The sequence below is a fragment of the Blautia sp. NSJ-175 genome (genome assembly GCF_022867815.1).
GTDB classification, from domain to species: domain Bacteria; phylum Bacillota; class Clostridia; order Lachnospirales; family Lachnospiraceae; genus Blautia; species Blautia celeris.
This window is the reverse complement of the sequence record NZ_JALIFQ010000025.1, coordinates 58693-77856: the sequence shown is the minus strand read 5'-3', so window position 1 is coordinate 77856 and position 19164 is coordinate 58693. Positions and strand designations below refer to the sequence as shown.

Sequence of the window (19164 nt, the reverse complement as noted above, 5' to 3'; positions counted from 1 at the left end):
TTTATGATTTAGCCACAGCCTATCAGTCTGTGCATGTCAACTATTGAAACCGCCGTGTACCGAACGGTACGCACGGTGGTGTGAGAGGACGGGAGCTAGTCACTCCCTCCTACTCTATTGACCCTGGGTCTTTATCGACGGGGAAAAGCTCTCCCTGTACAGGAAAGAGTAGGGAACATCATGTTCGATCTCAAGTCCCTTCTTTTCTATTTTGTTGACCAGCAGTTCCACTGCCCGGTATCCCATTTCATAGGAATGTACATAGGTAGTGGTCAGTTTTGGAGAGAATTCTTCTCCTCCCCGTGAGTAGTGGCTGGTTGCCACCACAGCCACGTCTTCAGGGATGCGCAGCCCCATGGCTTTTATAATACTATAGGCTTGGCTGCAGGTGGGGAATTGATCCAGATAGATTGCCTCCACAGGGTTTTTCTGAGTCAGTAGTTCTTCCAGCGCATACTGGAAGCTTTTGGGATTGTAATAATCATACATGATAAAGCGGCACTGCTCCTGAGTAAGCCCCTTCTTCAGCCGGAAATCCTCCACGATCTGCCGGCTGATCTCCACCATCTGCAGTTCCTGTGCCTGCATATAGCTGGTGAACAGCGCTGTGTTGCGGTAGCCCTTCTGATAACAGATTTCCAGGAAATCCTGTTTGTATATTTCATGTCCGCCGTAGACATTGTTGCCGTTCCTGTCAAAGGGGAGCTGCACTCCGGTGTAAATGGTTGGGAAGTCAGCAGCGATGAGTTCTGCCATGAAGTGCTGATAACTGTTTCCCACTGACGCAAAGATAAAGCCATCAACCCTCCGGCGTTTTATGATCTGGCTGGTAGAGGCTGACGGAACAAAAGAGCGGTTGTCCAGCAGAAGGTCGTATTTCAGGTGATTGGCTGCAATCGTGGCGCCGCTCAGAAACTGAATGGTAAAGTCATCATTTGGCTGCTGTATGCTCCAAAACGGCAGAACCAGTCCGATGGTATGTGTCTGGTTGGAGGCCAGGCTCTGCGCGCTGGCGCTGGGGGTATAGCCTAATTCCTCCATGGCCTTGATAACCCTGGACTCCGTCTCTGCCGAATAACGGCCCTTTTTATTAATGATCCTGGAAATGGTAGCGATAGACAGATTCGTTGCCTGTGCTATATCATATATCGTTATGTTTTTTTGAGATTCCATATTTTTATCCTTTTCCTTTTGATGCCCCGCCCGCGGCACGGGCAGTTAAATCTTGTTAGTATTACTTTAAATGAGAAAGCCTTATTTGTCAATAAAATTGTGTAAACGGTTACGCAAAAGAATCAAAACATTATTAACAAAAAACAATATCTGTATTTGTGCATAAATTATAAAAAAATAAAATATAAAAAGAATATATTGACTAATTGTCTAAATTGATGTATGGTAACACCATGAGAAAGCGCTTAACCTAAGGCGAAGACAGTGTTCTTTACAACGATTCGTGGATAAAAGGAAGGAATTGCCACATGAAACAGGGGAAATCTTGTGAAGTTGCTGCCATATATAAAAATATTAATAAAATTTAAATGAGAAAGCGCTTAACCAAATAATGGTAAATGGAGAGGAAAAAAGTATGAAGAAAAAAAGTTTGATCGCATTGGGAATGGCTGCCATGATGCTGTGTACCGGATGTCAGGGGGGTTCTGACAAAGCAAAAACCGAAGGTGGGAAAGAGACAGAAAAAACAGTCATGAATATCTGGATTGCAGGCAGTGGTGATGCCGATGCAGACAAGGCATACAAAACAGTTCTGGATGCATACTGTGAGGAGAACGCAGATGTGGACTATCAGCTCACTTACATACCATGGAGCGATTACTTTACAAAGCTGAATACAGGCCTTGCAGGCGCCAGCGGTCCTGATATTTTTATGCTGGGATACGGACAGATCGGTTCTGTACAGAGAGCGGGAAACCTTCTGAACCTGAGTGAATATCTTCCGGAGGACTGGGACGGATACGACGATTTTTATGAAAATATCCTGGAGATCTGTCAGCGCGACGGTGATTACTATGCTTTATTCAAACCGTCCAACAGAACCGTTTTCTACAGAAAAGATATCGCTGAGCAGAACGGTGTTACAGAGGAGGAGCTTAATATTAAGAGTCCCGAAGATTTTGAAAAACTGGTTGAAAAGATGACAGTCAGGGATGACAGCGGCAATGTTGTGACCTATGGTTTGGAGATTGACCCGGATGAAGTACAGGAGCTCTTTACCTATATGGGAATGTTTACAGATGAACCGGCGCTGTGGGATGATGATTATCTGGCAGTTTATGACCAGGATGCGGGCATACAGGCAATGGAGTATATGAACAAACTTTATGAGTCGGGAAATGTATGCTTCCAGGACGCCGCGGCAGGTACGACAGGTGTGGCATCAGGTGTGGCAGCCATGGCGATTGATGCTAACCAGGGATATGTGACAGACGACAGTGCTTTCCCGGGACAGATAGGCTGTATAAAGAATGAAATGCCTACACTGCTGATCGGAGATTATCTGGCAGCAAATGCGAACTCCAAAAACCCCGATGTGGCGGCAGACATGCTCCTTCATATGTTCTCAAAGGAATCCCTGAAACAGTTTGCTGAGATTGCAGGCCACTATTCAGGAAGAAAGTCCTTAAATGAGGATTATATTAAGATTAATCCGGACTATGAGAATATTGTATATTCATATGATAAATCATTTTCTTACGGAAAACCCATGCATCCCAATTTCGGTGAGGCGCAGTCTAACATAGGTCCGGCAATGGAATCCGTGTTTAACGGTACAGATGCGGCGGCAGCTTTGAAGGACAGTGCAGCGCAGTGGAACGCAGTTGTGGAGGCCGGTAAATAGGAGGCTATGATTATGAAGAGGATCGGAAAGAAGAGGGGAAAGCTGGAACAGCAGAATGCGGCGTATCTGCTGATCGCTCCCAGTTATCTCATATACCTGTTTTTTGTTCTGATTCCAGTTATCTGGACCATTGCCATGTCTTTTACAGACTATAACCTAAGCAAAGCCCATTTTGTAGGAATCAGCAATTATATTCAGCTTACAAAAGACCCTATTTTTATAAAAAGTGTTGGAAATACCCTGTTTTACTGTTTGCTTGCGATTGTCCCGGCTATGCTGCTGGGACTTGCGCTGGCAATGTTCCTGAACCAGAAATTAAAAGGAAAAGGATTTCTGCGGACGCTTTTCTATCTGCCCAATATCTTTTCCATGGTAGCGGTATCCATGGCCTGGCTGTATCTGTACGATACCACCTCAGGTATTCTCAATAAGGTACTGAAAGACCTTGGAATGCAGGCTGTGCCGTGGATCAGCAGTGCTTCCATGGCAATGATCTCCATAGCCATTATGAGTATTTGGAGCACCACCGGATACAACATGATCCTGTTCCTGTCCGGGCTGCAGGGCATACCGGATTACCTGTATGAAGCAGCCAGTATTGACGGGGCCACTGCATGGGAAAAGTTTATTCATGTGACAATTCCCATGTTAAAGCCCACGACCTTTTTTGTGTTCGTCATGGCGTGCATCAACTCTTTCCAGGTCTTTGGACAGGTGTTGATCGTGACAAACGGAGGCCCTATGAACTCCACAACGACAATTGCACATCAGATATACAGAAACGGTTTTGAATACTATAAAATGGGTTATGCCTCCGCGCAGGCTGTGGTGCTTATGGCGATAATCTTTGCGATCACTCTGATTAATATGAGATTTGGTGGAGGTGACGAGAATGACCTTGGCTGATATGGGAAAAAAGAAAAAGGAAAATCTGGTGAAAGGAATCAGCTATGCTGTTTTGATCATTTGGGTTCTCATCACGCTGGTGCCTATTATTTTTACAGTGCTGACAGCATTTAAGACAGATCCTGAGATTTCCATGGCAAGCTTCAAATGGCTTCCCGAGAGTTTCGGCAATATTGAAAGCTTCCGGCAGGCATTTGCCATGGGGGACTGGTTCCAGTATTTCAAGAACAGCCTGTTCATAACCGCGGTTACTGTGGTGGGAAGTCTGATCTTTAACTCAATGGCAGGGTATGCGTTTGCAAGGCTGAAGTTCAAGGGCAGGGAATTCCTGTTTATGAGTGTTCTGCTGGGAATGATGGTCTCTCCTCAGTCCATTATCATACCTCAGTATGTCATGATGCGCTCCGCTCCGCTTTTCGGAGGCAATAACATTCTGGGTCAGGGCGGGACAGGTCTTCTTGATACTTATGGTTCCCTGATCGTGCCGTTTTTGGCGGGGGCATTCGGTATTTTTCTGTGCAGACAGTTTTACTCTACATTCCCCACATCTCTGGACGATGCGGCCAGGATAGACGGATGCGGTGTGATAAAGACATATTTTGTTATTTACCTGCCTCTTTCCAAGACTATACTGGCAACACTGACGATCCTGAAGTCTGTTGCCACATGGAATGATTTTTTCTATCCGCTTATTATGACCCAGTCTGAGAAGATGAAGACTGTGCAGCTTGGACTGCAGATGTTCCGGGGCAGTTCCATGACCCATTACAACTACCTGATGGCAGCTACCATTATCACAGTAATACCTATGGTGATCGTATATGCCTGCGCGCAGAAATACTTTGTGCAGGGAATCGTATCATCCGGAATGAAGAACTGAGAGGAGACTGAATTATGAAAGCAATTATGGTGATGTACGATTCCCTGAACCGTCATTTCCTTCCCAATTACGGCAATGAACTGACGAAGATGCCTAATTTCCGCCGCCTTGGGGAAAAGTGTGTGACATTTGACAATTCCTATGTGGGCAGCCTGCCGTGTATGCCGGCCAGACGGGAACTGCATACAGGCAGACTGAATTTTCTTCACAGAGGATGGTGTCCTCTGGAGCCCTTTGATGATTCTATGCCGGAGATACTGAAGAAAAACGGTATCTATACCCACCTGGTATCAGACCATCAGCACTACTGGGAGGATGGCGGTGCTACTTACCACACACGTTATAATTCCTGGGAGTGCTCAAGAGGCCAGGAGGGAGATCCATGGAAAGCTGACTTGAAAGTGCGGGCAGAGGATCACCCGGGATCTTTCGGGCCGTTTCCAAGAGATCCCATTGGAAATAACATGAGGCGTCAGGACTGTGCAAACCGCAGACATATAAAGGAAGAAAAAGATTTCCCGCAGGCGAAGACCTTCTCAAACGGCCTTGCATTTATCAGGGAGAATCAGGATTGTGACAACTGGTTTCTGCAGATTGAAACCTTTGACCCGCATGAACCTTTCTTCTCGCCCGAAGAGTATCAGGAACTTTACAGGATGGAGGGGGAGGAGCTGTGTCCTCTTGACTGGCCACCCTACGGTCCTGTCACAGAAAGTAAAGAGGTGGTATCCGGTGTACGCAATAAATATCGGGCGCTTCTGAGTATGTGTGACCATTATCTGGGCCTGGTCCTTGATCTGATGGATGAATATGAGATGTGGGATGACACCATGCTGATCGTGAATACAGACCATGGGTTTATGTTGGGCGAACATCTTTGGTGGGCAAAGGGGGTTATGCCTCTATACAATGAGATGGCCAGGACGCCTCTTTTCATATGGGACCCAAGAAGCGGTGTGAAAGGAGAACGCAGGCAGTCTCTTGTGCAAAATATTGATCTGGCCCCAACACTTCTGGATTATTTCCAAACCGATATTCCAAAGGATATGCAGGGCTCTGCATTAAGAGATGTGATCAAAACGGATAAACCTGTAAGGAAATACGGAATATTCGGCCTCTTTGGGTCAATGATCAACATCACTGACGGCAGGTATATTTACATGAGGGGGCCGGCAAAAAAGGAAAATCAGCCGTTGGCGGAATACACACTTATGCCCACTGTCATGCGTTCCAGAATGGCACCGGAGAAACTGCAGGGTATGAAGCTGAGACAGCCATTCTCCTTTACAAAAGGCTGTCCGGTTCTGGAGATTCCGTCCTCTGAGGAATGGGGAGCGGTGGCATCCTGCTTCCGGTACGGAGACCTTTTGTTTGATCTGGAAAATGATCCCGAACAGAAGCATCCTCTGGATGACCCGGATAAAGAGGCAGAGCTGATAAATGCGATGATACGGCTTATGAAGGAGAATGATGCACCGAAGGAACAGTTTTGCCGCATGGGATTTCCGGTTGAGGAGTGTGTCACCGCAGAGATGGTCCTTGAGATGAGAAAAGAGAAGGAAACCTACGACCCCGTGAGCGGGCTGGAGGAGTATCAGTGGGAAGAACCTGCAAAATGGCAGTTCTCGGCTTTGAAAAATGTAGCCTCACCTTATATGAAGGAAGAGGAACTGGTAAAACAGTTCAAAGAATTCTGCAGTGCAGGAGGTATCCGCTCCATTGACAGAAATGTGATAGAACGTTTTATAGATACTGTAATCCCTGAAACAGACAGGGAGAGCGTCCGCTTCACCATGGAGATGGCGTACCGTTTAAATTAAGAGTGAATGCGAGGGAAAAGAAAAGTGCCTGCGTTAAATGTGATGATAAAGCCTGCGTCAGGTTTGTGTAACATGAGATGTACCTACTGTTTCTATACGGATGAAGTAAATCACAGGGAAAAAGGGAATCTGGGGCTCATGTCCCCGGAGACCCTGGAAAATGTGATCAGAAAATCACTGGAATTCGCGGAAGGGCAATGTACCTTTGCCTTTCAGGGCGGAGAACCGACGCTTGCCGGTCTTGGATTTTTTGAAAATGTGATAAGGCTTGAGAAAAAATATAACAGGCATTCTTTGGTGATTCAGAACGCGCTGCAGACCAACGGATATGTTCTGGATGAATCCTGGTGCCGTTTCCTCCATGAAAACCATTTTCTTGTAGGGCTTTCCATAGACGGAATCCGATGCACACATGATTCCTGCAGAAGGGATAAAGACGGAAACGGTACATTTTCAAAAGTATTTGAGGCAGCGCAGATGCTGAAGGCATATCATGTGGAGTTTAATGTCCTGACTGTAGTCAACAAAAAAACAGCGCCCAGAATCTCCAGGATTTATGAGCAGTACAGGAAATGGGGCTTTTCTTACCAGCAGTATATCGCATGTTTGGACTCCCTGGAAAATGACGGACGAGGCGGTGAATATGGACTGGAACCTGAAGTGTACGGCAGGTTTCTGATAGATTTATTTGAGCTGTGGTATATGGATTACCGAAAGGGAAGACAACCGTATATACGTCAGTTTGAAAACTATATTGCTATATTAATGGGAAGCTATCCTGATGCATGTGAACAGAACGGCGTCTGTGGTCTGCAGAATGTGGTGGAGGCGGACGGCAGCGTATATCCCTGTGATTTTTATGTACTGGATGGATACGGCATTGGAAATCTCAATCAAAATTCCTTTGCGGAAATATACGAAAAAAGAGCAGTATCCGGGTTTGTGGAGAATTCCCGCAATCAAACTGCACGGTGTAAAAACTGCCGGTACTATTTTGTGTGCCGGGGCGGCTGCCGCAGAAACCGTGTGGAGGAGGAACAGGGACAGGCTGTGAACTGCTTTTGCAAATCTTATCAGATGTTTTTTGACAGATGTTATGACAGACTGTGCAGAATCGCAGAGGAACTGTCATTCGGAAATTAAGGAGACGGAAAATGAAATTTACGGACGGATACTGGTGTGTAAAAAAAGGAATCACGCCGCTTTACGCGGCAGAATATTCCTCACATAAAGTAAAGAATGGAGAACTGGTCATCTATGCTCCGGGCAGACACATTGCTGATAGAGGTGACTGTCTGAATCAGGGACTTCTCACCATTCGTCTGACAAGCCCTGCAGAGAATATCATAAAAGTTTCGGTTACTCACTTTGAGGGGACGGTCTCAAGAGGGCCATCTGCTGAAACTGTCCAGTGTGCTCCTCGTGTAGTGATAGAGGAAGATGAGAATATCATAAGTTTTCAAAGCGGCAGGACCAGGGCTGTTGTAGACAAAAGGCCGAAATCCTGGGGAATCCGTTTTCTGGACGGTGACAGGGAGCTGACGAATACAGGATTCAGAAATATGGCATACATGAAGAGTGAAAACAACGGCAGAGTATATATGGTTGAACAGCTTGCCCTTGATGTAGATGAATATATTTACGGATTGGGAGAACGATTTACGCCGTTTGTAAAAAACGGGCAGAGTGTAGAGATGTGGAATGAGGACGGCGGAACAGCCAGTGAGATCACCTATAAGAATATCCCTTTTTATCTGTCAAATAAGGGGTATGGAGTACTTCTTGACGAGGAGGGGGATGCCTCGTATGAAATTGCAAGTGAAAAGGTGGAGAGAGTACAATTTTCCGTGGAAGGCGAGCGGCTTGCTTATTACATCGTGAACGGGCATACCCCCAAAGGAACGGTGGCACTGTACACGAAACTGACGGGAAGACCTGCACTTCCTCCGGCCTGGTCTTTTGGCCTCTGGCTTACCACCTCTTTTACAACGGATTATGATGAGGGGACAACCGGCAGTTTTATACAGGGAATGGCTGACAGGGATATTCCCCTTCATGTGTTCCATTTTGACTGTTACTGGATGGAGGCTTATGAATGGTGTAATTTCACCTGGGATCCGGCTGCATTTCCGGACCCGGAGGGTATGCTTAAGCGGTACCATGAGAGAGGGCTCAGAATATGTGTCTGGATCAACCCCTATATCGGCCAGAAATCCCCTCTGTTTGAGGAGGCTATGAAGGAGGGATATCTTCTGAAAAAGAAGAACGGTGATGTATGGCAGACGGATATGTGGCAGGCAGGTATGGGAATTGTGGATTTTACCAATCCGGACGCAGCGGCTTGGTATCAGGGCAAACTGAAGAAACTGCTGGACATGGGAGTGGATTGTTTTAAGACGGATTTTGGTGAGCGTATACCGGTCAGGGATATTGTATACCATGACGGCTCAGATCCCGTAAAAATGCATAATTATTATACATATTTATATAACAGGGCAGTATTTGAGCTGCTGGTAAGGGAAAGAGGAGAGGGCGAGGCCGTTCTTTTTGCCCGTTCAGCTACAGTGGGAGGCCAGAAATTCCCTGTACACTGGGGCGGTGACTGTTCCGCGTCATATCCGTCCATGGCAGAGACCATCCGCAGCGGCCTTTCCCTTGCGTGTGCCGGTTTTGGATTCTGGAGCCACGATATAAGCGGATTTGAAAACACAGCTTCCGCTGATATATACAAGCGCTGGTGCCAGTTTGGACTCTTGAGCACGCACAGCCGTCTGCACGGTTCCTCCTCATACCGGGTTCCCTGGGTGTTTGACCAGGAGGCGTGTGATGTGCTGCGCAGATTTGTTAAGTTAAAATGTGCGCTGATGCCCTACCTTTACAGTCAGGCGGTAAAAACCCATGAGGAAGGAATCCCTTTGATGAGGCCGATGTTCCTGGAATTTCCGGAGGACCGCTGCTGTGAAACACTGGATAAGCAGTATATGCTGGGCGACTCGCTTCTTGTTGCACCTGTGTTCAGGGAATCCGGGGAAGTTGAATATTATCTTCCGAAAGGGAATTGGATAAATATACTGACAGGGAAGACTCTGACAGGCGGCGGCTGGCAGAAAGAAAGCCATGATTACTTTACCCTTCCCCTTCTTGTACGTCCCGGCAGTATTATTCCGGCGGGTGGAAACTGTGACAGGCCGGATTACGACTATGCAGACGGTGTAAACCTGCTTCTGTACTTTCCGGATGAGGGAAGTAAGGCGGAGGCCTCTGTTACAGATGTTAGAGGATGTACAGTCATGGAAGTAAGAGCGGAGAGGACAGGCGCTGCCATTAAACTCAGAGTGGAAGGAAGAAATGAGAACTTTACCTGGGAAGTCCTTGGAGATGATGAACTGACGGTTATCGTTGAGTGACTGAAGCAGGCGGCCTGTGAAATAATGGCCGTCTGCTTCTTTTAAATGGGCAGTATGATGGAGACCTGAAAGACATGCCCCTCCCTGGCAAACTCCACAGTCCCCTGGTACTGCTGTACTACTTTCTTTACCGATTCTGTTCCGATTCCCGGTCCGTTATGTTTTGTTGAATAAAACTTTCCATTCGTTTCCTTTAGCGGATTAGAAAATGTATTTTCAAAACGTACAAGGAATCCGTTCTCCCCGTATTTTCCCCTTATTTTTATAAACGGATGTTGGCCCTGGTATTCCTGGCAGGATTCGTAGGCGTTTTCCAGAAGGTTGCCAAAGAGAATTGAGATATCAATATCCTCAATGGGAAGGTCCTGGGGCATTTCCAGGGTGACCAGAAAGGCAATGTGATTTTGGCTGCACATGTTTTTATAATACTGCAGCAGAGCATCGGCAATGGGATTTTTGCAGTAGGTTACCCTGTTTGCTGCCGCCTGGTTGATATCGCAGCCTGCCAGATAATGCATGGCCTGTTCCGCCTCGCCTTTTTCCAGAAACTGATACAGAGTGAGCATATGGTGGCGCATATCATGTCTCTGCCTGGCAGATTCCTCTATCTTTTCGGTCAGTTCACCGTAGTGTGCCTTCTGCACTGCCACCTGTGTTGACAGGCGCTTTCTTTCTTCTTCGTAAAAATGATTCAGCCTGTAAGCGTCTGCGAGCTGTGACCACAGGAAAAAGGCGCCGGCTGTGACGGCAGCCAGACTGCAGTATTCCGGAAAGAATCCTCCGTATTTTGGCTCATACAGAGGGAAAAAGCGGTCAGCCCAGAGGGAGACGCATACGATTCCGGTCAGGGCAGGGACAAAGAAAGAAAAATTCTCCCCGCAGACTGCGGCATACACTACATTAGCTGCCAGATAGAGAGATACAAGAATCTTCACAGCAGTTACAGCATAGGGGAAAGCAGCATGTACGGCAGGCAATGCGCTTCCAAATGTGCCGTATAGAAAGGCTGTTGCGCTGAACAGCAGCAGAAACACAGAGAAAATCCGATATCCCCTTGCCTGGCAGTTTAAAAAAGTATTCTGCAGATAAACATATAAAAAATATATGGCATATGTAGTGAACAGCTCCAGCCCGTACCACACAGTATTGCCCGGGCTGAAAAATGTATAGAAGACCGGGTAGGAAATGTAAACGGTCACCAACAGAGCCATCAGAGAGAAAGTCCCTGCTCTCTTGTCCCGCAGTTTCAGGAAGAAATACGCAGAAAACAGGCACAGCAGAAAGACAAGAATTATAACTACGTTGTGCAGGAACAGCCGGGTATATTGATATCGCCATATATTCTTTTCCAGTCCGAAAATGGGCGGGTATGTCATACCACTGTAGTAGTGGCTGAAATTGGCAGCCTGAATCAGTATTTCAACAGAACCCCGGGCAGAAAAGGAGATGGATTGTATTCCTGTTTTTCTGTCTTTTGAATCCGGGTTTCCCATGGAAGTAAGCAATGTACCGTTGACATACAGCCGATAGGAGGAAAAGATTTCCGGCAGATACAGGGAGTATACCCTGCTTTTCTGAGGAAGCTCCACTGACATCCGGTATGTGGCTCTCCCGTATGGTGACCTGTCCCTGTCTCCCAGAGAAAAATCATTGTATTTTCCTATTGTGATAAATTCCATCGGCATATCAGGCGATCCCTGCTTGAAGTCCCGGGGTGTCAGGCTCGCGTCAGGATAAAACTGCCACTGATTTGTGAGATAAAAGATGTCTTTTTCCAGGGATTCCTCATCTGGACAGAGTATGCCGCTGATTGGCTGCAGACAACTGTCTGTATATTTATTGTCCTTTTCATAGAGAAAGAAAAGGAACAGAAAGAAACAAATGACACTGAGGGAAAAGGCTGAAATAGTACGTATTAGATTTTTGCGCAGCTTCATATTCTGTTTTTCACCTGCTTTCTTTTGGAATGCAGAAAATAAACGGATAGTATAACTATGGCGGATACCAGCAGTATGACGGCGGGAACTGCCTTTCTTTTTTTAGGACACTTTAATGAGGGATCGTCCTGATATTTTAACTCGTAGAAACCGGAGGTCTGTATTTCAAAAGATGCGTAACCGTTTACTTCCGTTATCTCAATATCGGTTTCTTTTCCCTCAAAAAACAGGGTATCAGGCATCTGACTGCTGCCGATCCGTACGGTAACCTTCATGTCGGTATGGGGAAATACTTCCCTGCTGTTTACCAGTATACGCAGTCGGAAGGACAGGTCATCCGATTTTTGGATGTCTACGGTAAGGATATCAGAGTTCTTCATATCTAATCCCTTTAAATATGAGGAAGGGATTTTTACTGTTATATTTTGGGCTGAAAATGGAATGTAATCCCCGTATTCCTGATACAGATAGGACAATCTTGTGCCTGAGATCCCGGTTATGCCTTTTCCCGCTTTTTCTGAAGGGGAGTCAGAGCTTGTGTTTTGTTGGGTGCTCTTCGATTCGGCCATTCTGTCTGCAGGGGCCCTTTTGTCTTTGACCGGCTGAACTTTGCTGCCATTTGATGAGGAATCATCCGGTTCTGTTCCATCCTCACTGCCGCTGGTATCTGTCTGCCTGTCCGGAATGGGAATGTCCGTATCCGGCTGTGGAGGAGTGCCCGTATCCGGCTGTGGCTGAGGAGGAGTGTCTGTATCCGGCTGTGGCTGAGGAGTGCCGTCCGTATCCGGCTGTGACTGAGGGGGAATGTCCGTATCCGGCTGTGACTGAGGGAGATTCTCTGTATCGGGTGGGTCAGGCACAGGCTGATTAATTTCAGGGGTATCCGGCCTCTCTGCAGAGTCGCCGCCGTCCCGGTTGCCTTCCATAGTAGAGAATACCTGATTCGTTCCGTTATCCAGAATGCATATAACATTGCTGTATTCCCCTTCTGCCTTAAAGAAAAAATAATAATATGTATTCAGATCAATCTGGCTGCGTTTAAAAGAGATATAGCCCGGAGTTAACCTTATAAATTCGGGGGTGTCACAGAGTGAAAACTCACTGTAACGGACAGCGTTTTTATCAAGCGGTTTCTCGCTTTGGAGGCAGTAGACTTCCAGGTCATACCATACAGCCGGGGTTCTGGAAAGTTCGGCGGAAAAAAATTCAGGACTGATTATGGTAACGTAAAAATTCCAGCTTTCTGCATCAGATACATATATAGTCTTGGTATAGCAGGCATTTTCGTCCGCGATATAAAACCTGTTTTCAAATTCCTCATTGATGGATAAGGTCAGACGGGCTTCGTAAGTTCCTTCATGGCTGATATCCACTGAACTGAAATCCCAGTTTATATCCAGAAGGGCAAACTGCGATAAATCAGATGTAGCGCCAACCCACGCATTGTAAAACGAAGAGTGGAGATCTTCCATATAATTTTCGTTATCCTTATATACAATTTCCGGATGCAGTATCTCGGTGAGGTTGGATGATATGTTCAGATTGGTGATCTCCTTCTTTTCCTCTTCAGCCAGAACGTTGATGTAAACCCGGACCGTGGGCGGCTGTAAGTCTTCCGCAAGCCGGAAACCACGGGGAATGATAACTTTCCCTGTTATTTCATACCTGCCGGGTGTGCTGCTTAGTGTAAAGTGGATATTATCATATTCTGTGTCTGTCTGTGCCTGTCCTTCTATAGACCAGTCTGCCTGCAGGTAATATAAAGTATCCGGAGAAGCAGAGAATGGATTTTTTGTACAGGCATTTACTTTGAGATTTGAGAGTTCTTCCGCTATGTAGGACATATCTTCGCCCCCATAGCAGGAATATTCCATGAAGCAGTCATAATCGTCCTGAGGGTCAAAAGAACACAGTACAATATCAGCGGGTTCAGCCTGTACCGGGTTAATGGAAACGACGGTCAGAAACAAAATATATACGAGAAGAGAGAAATATTTTTTTTTCATAGGTATCTCCTATATATGTTCAAAGGCTACCTGGAGATATGCGGATTTTGTATCTCTGATTTTGTTTCTGCTCACAGGTATCTGCTCTCCGTTCATAAGGATGAGGGTATCTTTGTCCATACTTTTTATTTTTGAAAGATTGACCAGAATCCCCCTGTTGCAGCAAAAGAAACGGTAGTCTTTCAGCAGCGGCTCCGTGAGCTCTGAAAATGAGGTTCTGGATGAGACTGTGATCTGAATATCATTCAGATGAATGATCGTGTTTCTGCATGAAGTGATAATATAATAAATTTTGGAATAGGGAATGTCCAGCTCCTGCCTGTCTGATTTTACGTGAAGGTAGCGCCGGGAAAGCACAACTTGTTCTATGCATGGTTCCAGTATTTTTCTGACGGCATCCTTGTGCAGGGGTTTTACAATATATCTCCATGCCCTCACATCATATCCTTCAGCCATGTAGTCAGGACTGGTTGTGAGGAAAATGATAAAACAGTTAGGATCTTTGCGGGCGATGAATCTGGCGGCAGTCATTCCATCCATTCCCTTCAGGTAAATGTCCATAAAACATATGTCAAATTCATCCTTCTCAAAATCTGCCAGGAACGCTTCGGCACTTTCGTACTCGCACAATTCTGTTTCAAAATCTAATGTATGTAAATAGGGAATCAGAGTTTCCGTTAACTCCTCCCGGTCCTTTTTTTGGTCATCTACAATTGCAATTTTCAAGTGATACACCTCCAGACATAAATTTCCACTATTATTATACCATGTAATCATCTCGCTGCGTTTACCATTTCAACAACAAATATCGAATTCGTGCACCATTTGGAGAAAAAATAAATGTATATATATTCCAGATGTTCGGTACAATAACAGGTGACAGATATTGACGCAAGGTTTGGAATGTGACAGAAAGGTTGGTAAATCATGGAGTATGGAAATGTACCGGGTATGTTGAGGCTGGATAAAATAGGTCTTGTGAGGGACTATGAGAATTATCTGGTGGAAGAAGAGAGAAGCAGAAATACCATCACAAAGTATATGCATGACCTGAAATCCTACTTTATTTTTCTTCAGGGGGAAGCGGTGACAAAGGAGAGCCTGGTATGCTGGAAAGAAAAGCTGACACAGACATATCTTCCTGCCAGTGTAAATTCCATGCTGGCGGCAGTGAATGGGTTCCTGGAATGGGCCGGTTATCCCCAGTACAGAGTAAAACCGCTGAAAATACAGAGGGAGATATTTACGAAACCGGAGAAAGAGCTGTCAAAGGAGGAGTACATCCGTCTGGTAAAAGCAGCCGAGGAAAAGCAGAACTGCCGTCTGGCCCTTATTCTGCAGACAATCTGTGCCACGGGCATCCGTGTTTCGGAGCTGCAGTTTATCACGCTGGAAACAGCCAGGACCGGGCGGGCTGTGGTGGACTGCAAAGGAAAGAAACGTACGGTTTTTCTGCCCGGTGCATTAAGCCGCGCTCTGCAGGAATACTGCCGGGAACATGAGATCAAAGAGGGTATTGTGTTCTGTACAAAAAACAGAAAGCCTTTGGACCGTTCCAATATCTGGAGAGACATGAAAAGGCTGTGCTGTAGTGCCGGTGTAAAACCGGAGAAGGTATTTCCCCATAACCTGCGGCACTTGTTTGCAAGAACCTATTACCGCATGGAAAAGGATCTGTCCAGGCTTGCGGACCTTTTGGGGCATTCCAGTGTGACAACCACCCGTATTTATACAATGGAAAGCGGGGTGGAACATGCGAAACAGGTGGACAGGATGGGGCTTGTAGTGCTTAGAATATAGAAAACCACATAATGGTGGTTATGTGGTCAAATGAACTTATGATTTCAACTTGAATACATAGCAATTTTATCATGCTTCCGTTTAAAATACAACATTTTATACGGGGTAAGATGAGAAAAGACACAGCGAATAAACCGGAGGCATCTCTGCGACAGCGCCGGTTTATTTCCTGTGTCTTTTTTCATGATTGTTATCTTTAGCGGGAGGCACAGAAGTCTGGATTTCAGAGTTGTGACCACATAACCACCATTATGTGGTTTTTATGAAGAAAGACAGAGGAGGTGCGGGGCGTGAAGGAGAATTTACTGGACAGACTGGCAAGGGAAAGCGGAACAGCAATGCTGTCGGACCTGCACGGCTATATCAGCAGGGGGAAGATCTATGATGCCGTACGCGGAATATCTTCAGAAGAATACTCACTGAAAGAGTGGGAGGAGGCTGCCGGATATATTCTGGGGGGAAAAACACCGTACTTCCGATCTGCCCAGGCGGCCCGCCGGTATCTCTGCAATTGTTTAAGCAGGGTTTGACAGCGAGAATTCAGTGCAGAGAAGCAGCCAGTTTTGACGGAACGGCCGCATGAGCTGCCAGTAATCCACTCTGGGAAATCCGAACTCCTTTACCAGTTGAAATTTGGCGAGGATGCTGCGCGCGTCCTCGAACCATACAATATGGGATATGCCCTGGGCCTCATATTCAAAGAACGGTGCCTGCGAGACTTCGTCGTACTGTATGACCGTGTTGTTGGCGGCAGCAATAGCCACGGCTTCCTGGTTGCCAATGCTCACGGCGGCTGTCTCGCCCCGGACAAAGGGCAGAGGCCAGTCATATCCGTAATTTGGTATGCCCATAGATATCTTCTCCGGAGGGATCTCTGTCACCGCGTATTCAAGGACACGTCTCACAGATGGAATAGGAGCTACGGCCATAGGCGGCCCGTAGGTTTACCCCCATTCAAGATAATGGTGATTTGCGGGGGATTTTAGGATAAACGTCAAGGATAAAGTTTGCGTTCTCACGTTTCCCCCGCGTATTGGGTACGTCCTTTCTATATTCAACCTTTTCTATGATTTCTTTGAGCATTTCATTTCGTGTCTGGATATCATCAATCTCCCAGTATGTGTCTATAATTCCGCGTACTTTTGGGATAAATTCATTTTGGGATTGCTGGACAGACAGATCGTTGTTATATTCATCGTGTAACAAGGATAAGTCATTTTCTGCAGCAGTTATCTGCGCTGTGAGCGCTTTGTTTCTCTCCAAAAAAACATCCGTAGTATAGATTCCTTTTTCCACAAAGGTATACGTTTTGTTCAACTGTTCTTTTAAAGAGGCAAGAGTTTCGTTCAAGGACGATATCGCCTGTTCTTTTATTTTCAGATCAGTGTCGGAAGGAATCAATGCACTGCATTTTCTCCAGTCAAGCGAATAGTCCTTTAACCATTCGTCCAGGAAGGAAAGCAGTTTCTTTTCGACAAGATATAGAGGACTGGATACATTGCTGCAGTAACGATTGCTACATTTTAAGGCCGCGTAGGGCGTGCGAGAAGTAGGTGCAAGGCGTGTCATTGTGCAGCCACAAACTCCACATCGGACAAGGCCAGATAAAGGGTTTTGCAGACGGGTGCTAAGTTTAAGCGGTGTCTTCCGATTCTGGGAAAACATAAGCTGTGCCGCTTGAAATGTTTCGTCCGTTATAATAGCCTCATGCATACCGTCGACGAGAATATAATCATCGTGATTGTCGGGCCTTGTTTTAATAATGGAGCCGTCCACGATCTTCTTCACTTCCTTCCGGTAAGACCAGCGGATTCTTCCGGTATAGGTAGGATTTTTAAGAATATCAGTTATAGAAGCCTTTGACCATGTTTCATTCACCATGGGTTTTATATGCAGTGAATCAAGCTTGCGGCAGATCGCAGTAGCTCCCAGGGGTCGGCGCATCCCGGATTCGTCAGGCAGACCGGTTGTATACCATTCATAAATCATTCTGACAACATTTGCACGTGCTATATCTATTTCCAACGTATAGCCTTTCCCATCAGGGGCTTTTACCTTGTTATAACCATAAGGGGCTGTACTACTTATAAAACGGCCCTCTTGCACGGATGCTATGCGCCCGCGCTGGATGCGGCGATTAATTGTTTTGTATTCGCGCCGACTCATGAACAACCCAAACTCAAAATATTCTTCGTCAAATTCATCGTTGGGGTCGTAAGTCTTCATGGGTGTGATGATTTTAGTGTTGCTGTATTTAAAGGATTCTGCGATAATTCCTTGGTCTTTTGTATCACCACGGGCAAGCCTTTCTATTTCCATAACCAAAACCCCGGCACAGTGCCCGTCTTCAATGTCATGGAGCAGGCGCTTGACTTCAGGCCTGGAGGATATGGTTTCACCGGATACCACCTCCTTATAAATCCTTGTTACATTCAAACGATGTTTGGATGCAAATTCCAGTAATAGCTTTTCATGGCGGGCAAGGGTTTCGCCTTCGCCTCTCATTTCAGCATCCCTGTCTTTCCGGCTTTTTCTTAAATAGACATAATATTCATCAATGTTTTTGACCATTGTAATCACTCCCTTTTTTGAGTATACGAAGAAAAGGGTATAGAAATACCCCAGTTGAAAAACCGGGGTAACAATGGTATAATATGTTTGCGTGATATATTATACAGGCCCCGGCCTGTGATGCCGTTCCAGTGTTACCAGCACTGGGGCGGCTTTTTATTAATTATTTGTGATCGTAAATTTAAAATTAGAACCTAACCATACATTATCTTTATAATTGATCTCTATTGTTTTCCAGTCGGAAGGAACTTCAAGCCCCAGGTATCCATTTAATTTTTTCCCAGGAGATATATTGCCGTCCAACTGTTGCATATTGTCGGCAGCAGCCATTAAAGCATTTGAGCTATAATCCAGTTTATAATCGTCACAATATGCGTCGAAACTGGCAATGCTGCTGACGGTTATTTCTTCTTCTGAGTTGTTGGTAATTTCAATATTGACATATACAAAAACATGTCCATCAGTCGGACTCCCGAACTCATTCCCCGATGAAAGAACATGACTGAGCACGGACATCTGAACATTTTTATACTCCGCTACTTCGCCCGGTAAAAATTCAGTTTTGTCAGGCGTGGAGGTTTTATCTTTGGATGATTCGTCCTTTTCTTCGTCTGAGTCGAAATTCAAGATATCTTTTTTGTCAGACGAGAAAATAGAACCCATACCATTTGCTTTAGCAACACCATTAACAAATAGTAAAGCAGCTCCAATACATGTAGAAAGTGACGTGATGATTGAGAGTATGCAGCATAAAAGGACTATTTTCCATCCGCCTTTTTTCCGCTTGTGGACCATGTTGTTATTTACTGGAAAACCACAGGTTTTGCACACCTTATCATTCTCACCCAGTTCAGCACCACATTCGGCACAATAGGAGTGGAGCGCAATTTTCATTTTACGTCCACAGTGCGGGCATACACTCGCCCTGTCAGAAACCACATTCTGACACTTGGGGCATTTGATCAGTGACATAGGCTATC

Annotated in this window: 15 protein-coding genes; 8 read left to right on the top strand and 7 right to left on the bottom strand. The window is 45.8% G+C overall.

Annotation, left to right across the window (positions count from 1 at the left end; genetic code table 11):
* Positions 1–114: 114 nt before the first annotated feature.
* Entirely contained in the window at positions 115–1173 is a 1059-nt protein-coding gene (locus MUB35_RS26050; protein WP_130179617.1) for a LacI family DNA-binding transcriptional regulator, read from the bottom strand.
* Positions 1174–1588: 415 nt separating this feature from the next.
* Between MUB35_RS26050 and MUB35_RS26045 the strand changes: the two genes are divergently transcribed.
* From MUB35_RS26045 to yicI, 6 genes are read left to right on the top strand one after another with little or no spacing between them, the layout of a single operon-like run.
* Positions 1589–2857: an ABC transporter substrate-binding protein gene (locus MUB35_RS26045; RefSeq protein WP_165392340.1), complete on the top strand. Its 1269-nt coding sequence runs from the start codon at positions 1589–1591 to the stop codon at positions 2855–2857.
* Between the two features lie 12 nt (positions 2858–2869).
* Positions 2870–3763 (top strand): carbohydrate ABC transporter permease, encoded by an 894-nt coding sequence (locus tag MUB35_RS26040; RefSeq protein WP_244807101.1) that lies wholly within the window; start codon positions 2870–2872, stop codon positions 3761–3763.
* Positions 3750–4643 carry a carbohydrate ABC transporter permease gene (locus MUB35_RS26035; RefSeq protein WP_118593919.1) on the top strand — a complete coding sequence of 298 codons (894 nt, stop codon included), beginning with the start codon at positions 3750–3752 and terminating at the stop codon, positions 4641–4643. The genes MUB35_RS26040 and MUB35_RS26035 overlap by 14 nt, the downstream gene beginning before the upstream one ends.
* A gap of 14 nt (positions 4644–4657) precedes the next feature.
* Positions 4658–6463 (top strand): sulfatase, encoded by a 1806-nt coding sequence (locus tag MUB35_RS26030; RefSeq protein ID WP_148391846.1) that lies wholly within the window; start codon positions 4658–4660, stop codon positions 6461–6463.
* A gap of 24 nt (positions 6464–6487) precedes the next feature.
* Positions 6488–7606 carry an anaerobic sulfatase maturase gene (locus tag MUB35_RS26025; protein ID WP_244807100.1) on the top strand — a complete coding sequence of 373 codons (1119 nt, stop codon included), beginning with the start codon at positions 6488–6490 and terminating at the stop codon, positions 7604–7606.
* Positions 7607–7617: 11 nt separating this feature from the next.
* Positions 7618–9870, top strand: a complete 2253-nt coding sequence (yicI, locus tag MUB35_RS26020) for an alpha-xylosidase (RefSeq protein WP_244807099.1) — start codon at positions 7618–7620, stop codon at positions 9868–9870.
* 41 nt (positions 9871–9911) lie between these two features.
* On the opposite strand, the gene MUB35_RS26015 is transcribed toward yicI, so the two are convergent.
* The 3 genes from MUB35_RS26015 to MUB35_RS26005 form a co-directional block, all read right to left on the bottom strand.
* Positions 9912–11555 (bottom strand): GHKL domain-containing protein, encoded by a 1644-nt coding sequence (locus MUB35_RS26015; protein ID WP_244807098.1) that lies wholly within the window; start codon positions 11553–11555, stop codon positions 9912–9914.
* A 248-nt stretch (positions 11556–11803) separates the two neighbouring features.
* Positions 11804–13813, bottom strand: coding sequence for a hypothetical protein (locus tag MUB35_RS26010; RefSeq protein WP_244807097.1), 2010 nt, complete (start codon positions 13811–13813; stop codon positions 11804–11806).
* Between the two features lie 9 nt (positions 13814–13822).
* Positions 13823–14539, bottom strand: a complete 717-nt coding sequence (locus MUB35_RS26005) for a LytR/AlgR family response regulator transcription factor (RefSeq protein WP_033139672.1) — start codon at positions 14537–14539, stop codon at positions 13823–13825.
* Positions 14540–14764: 225 nt separating this feature from the next.
* Here MUB35_RS26005 and MUB35_RS26000 point away from each other — a divergent pair, with 225 nt between their 5' ends.
* The gene (locus MUB35_RS26000; RefSeq protein WP_412242332.1) at positions 14765–15613 is read left to right on the top strand and encodes a tyrosine-type recombinase/integrase; all 849 of its coding nucleotides are present in this window, start codon (positions 14765–14767) and stop codon (positions 15611–15613) included.
* A 290-nt stretch (positions 15614–15903) separates the two neighbouring features.
* A complete protein-coding gene (locus tag MUB35_RS25995; RefSeq protein ID WP_244807095.1) occupies positions 15904–16143 on the top strand; it encodes a hypothetical protein in 240 nt (79 codons plus the stop codon).
* Here MUB35_RS25995 and MUB35_RS25990 read toward each other — a convergent pair.
* The 3 genes from MUB35_RS25990 to MUB35_RS25980 form a co-directional block, all read right to left on the bottom strand.
* Complete coding sequence (locus MUB35_RS25990) at positions 16129–16542, bottom strand: glycosyl hydrolase family 18 protein (RefSeq protein WP_330426591.1); 414 nt, start codon at positions 16540–16542, stop codon at positions 16129–16131. The two genes, MUB35_RS25995 and MUB35_RS25990, sit on opposite strands and share 15 nt — an antisense overlap.
* Positions 16543–16567: 25 nt before the next feature.
* The gene (locus MUB35_RS25985; RefSeq protein ID WP_255786290.1) at positions 16568–18184 is read right to left on the bottom strand and encodes a recombinase family protein; all 1617 of its coding nucleotides are present in this window, start codon (positions 18182–18184) and stop codon (positions 16568–16570) included.
* 159 nt (positions 18185–18343) lie between these two features.
* The gene (locus MUB35_RS25980; RefSeq protein WP_244807094.1) at positions 18344–19156 is read right to left on the bottom strand and encodes a DUF4352 domain-containing protein; all 813 of its coding nucleotides are present in this window, start codon (positions 19154–19156) and stop codon (positions 18344–18346) included.
* Positions 19157–19164: the final 8 nt, after the last annotated feature.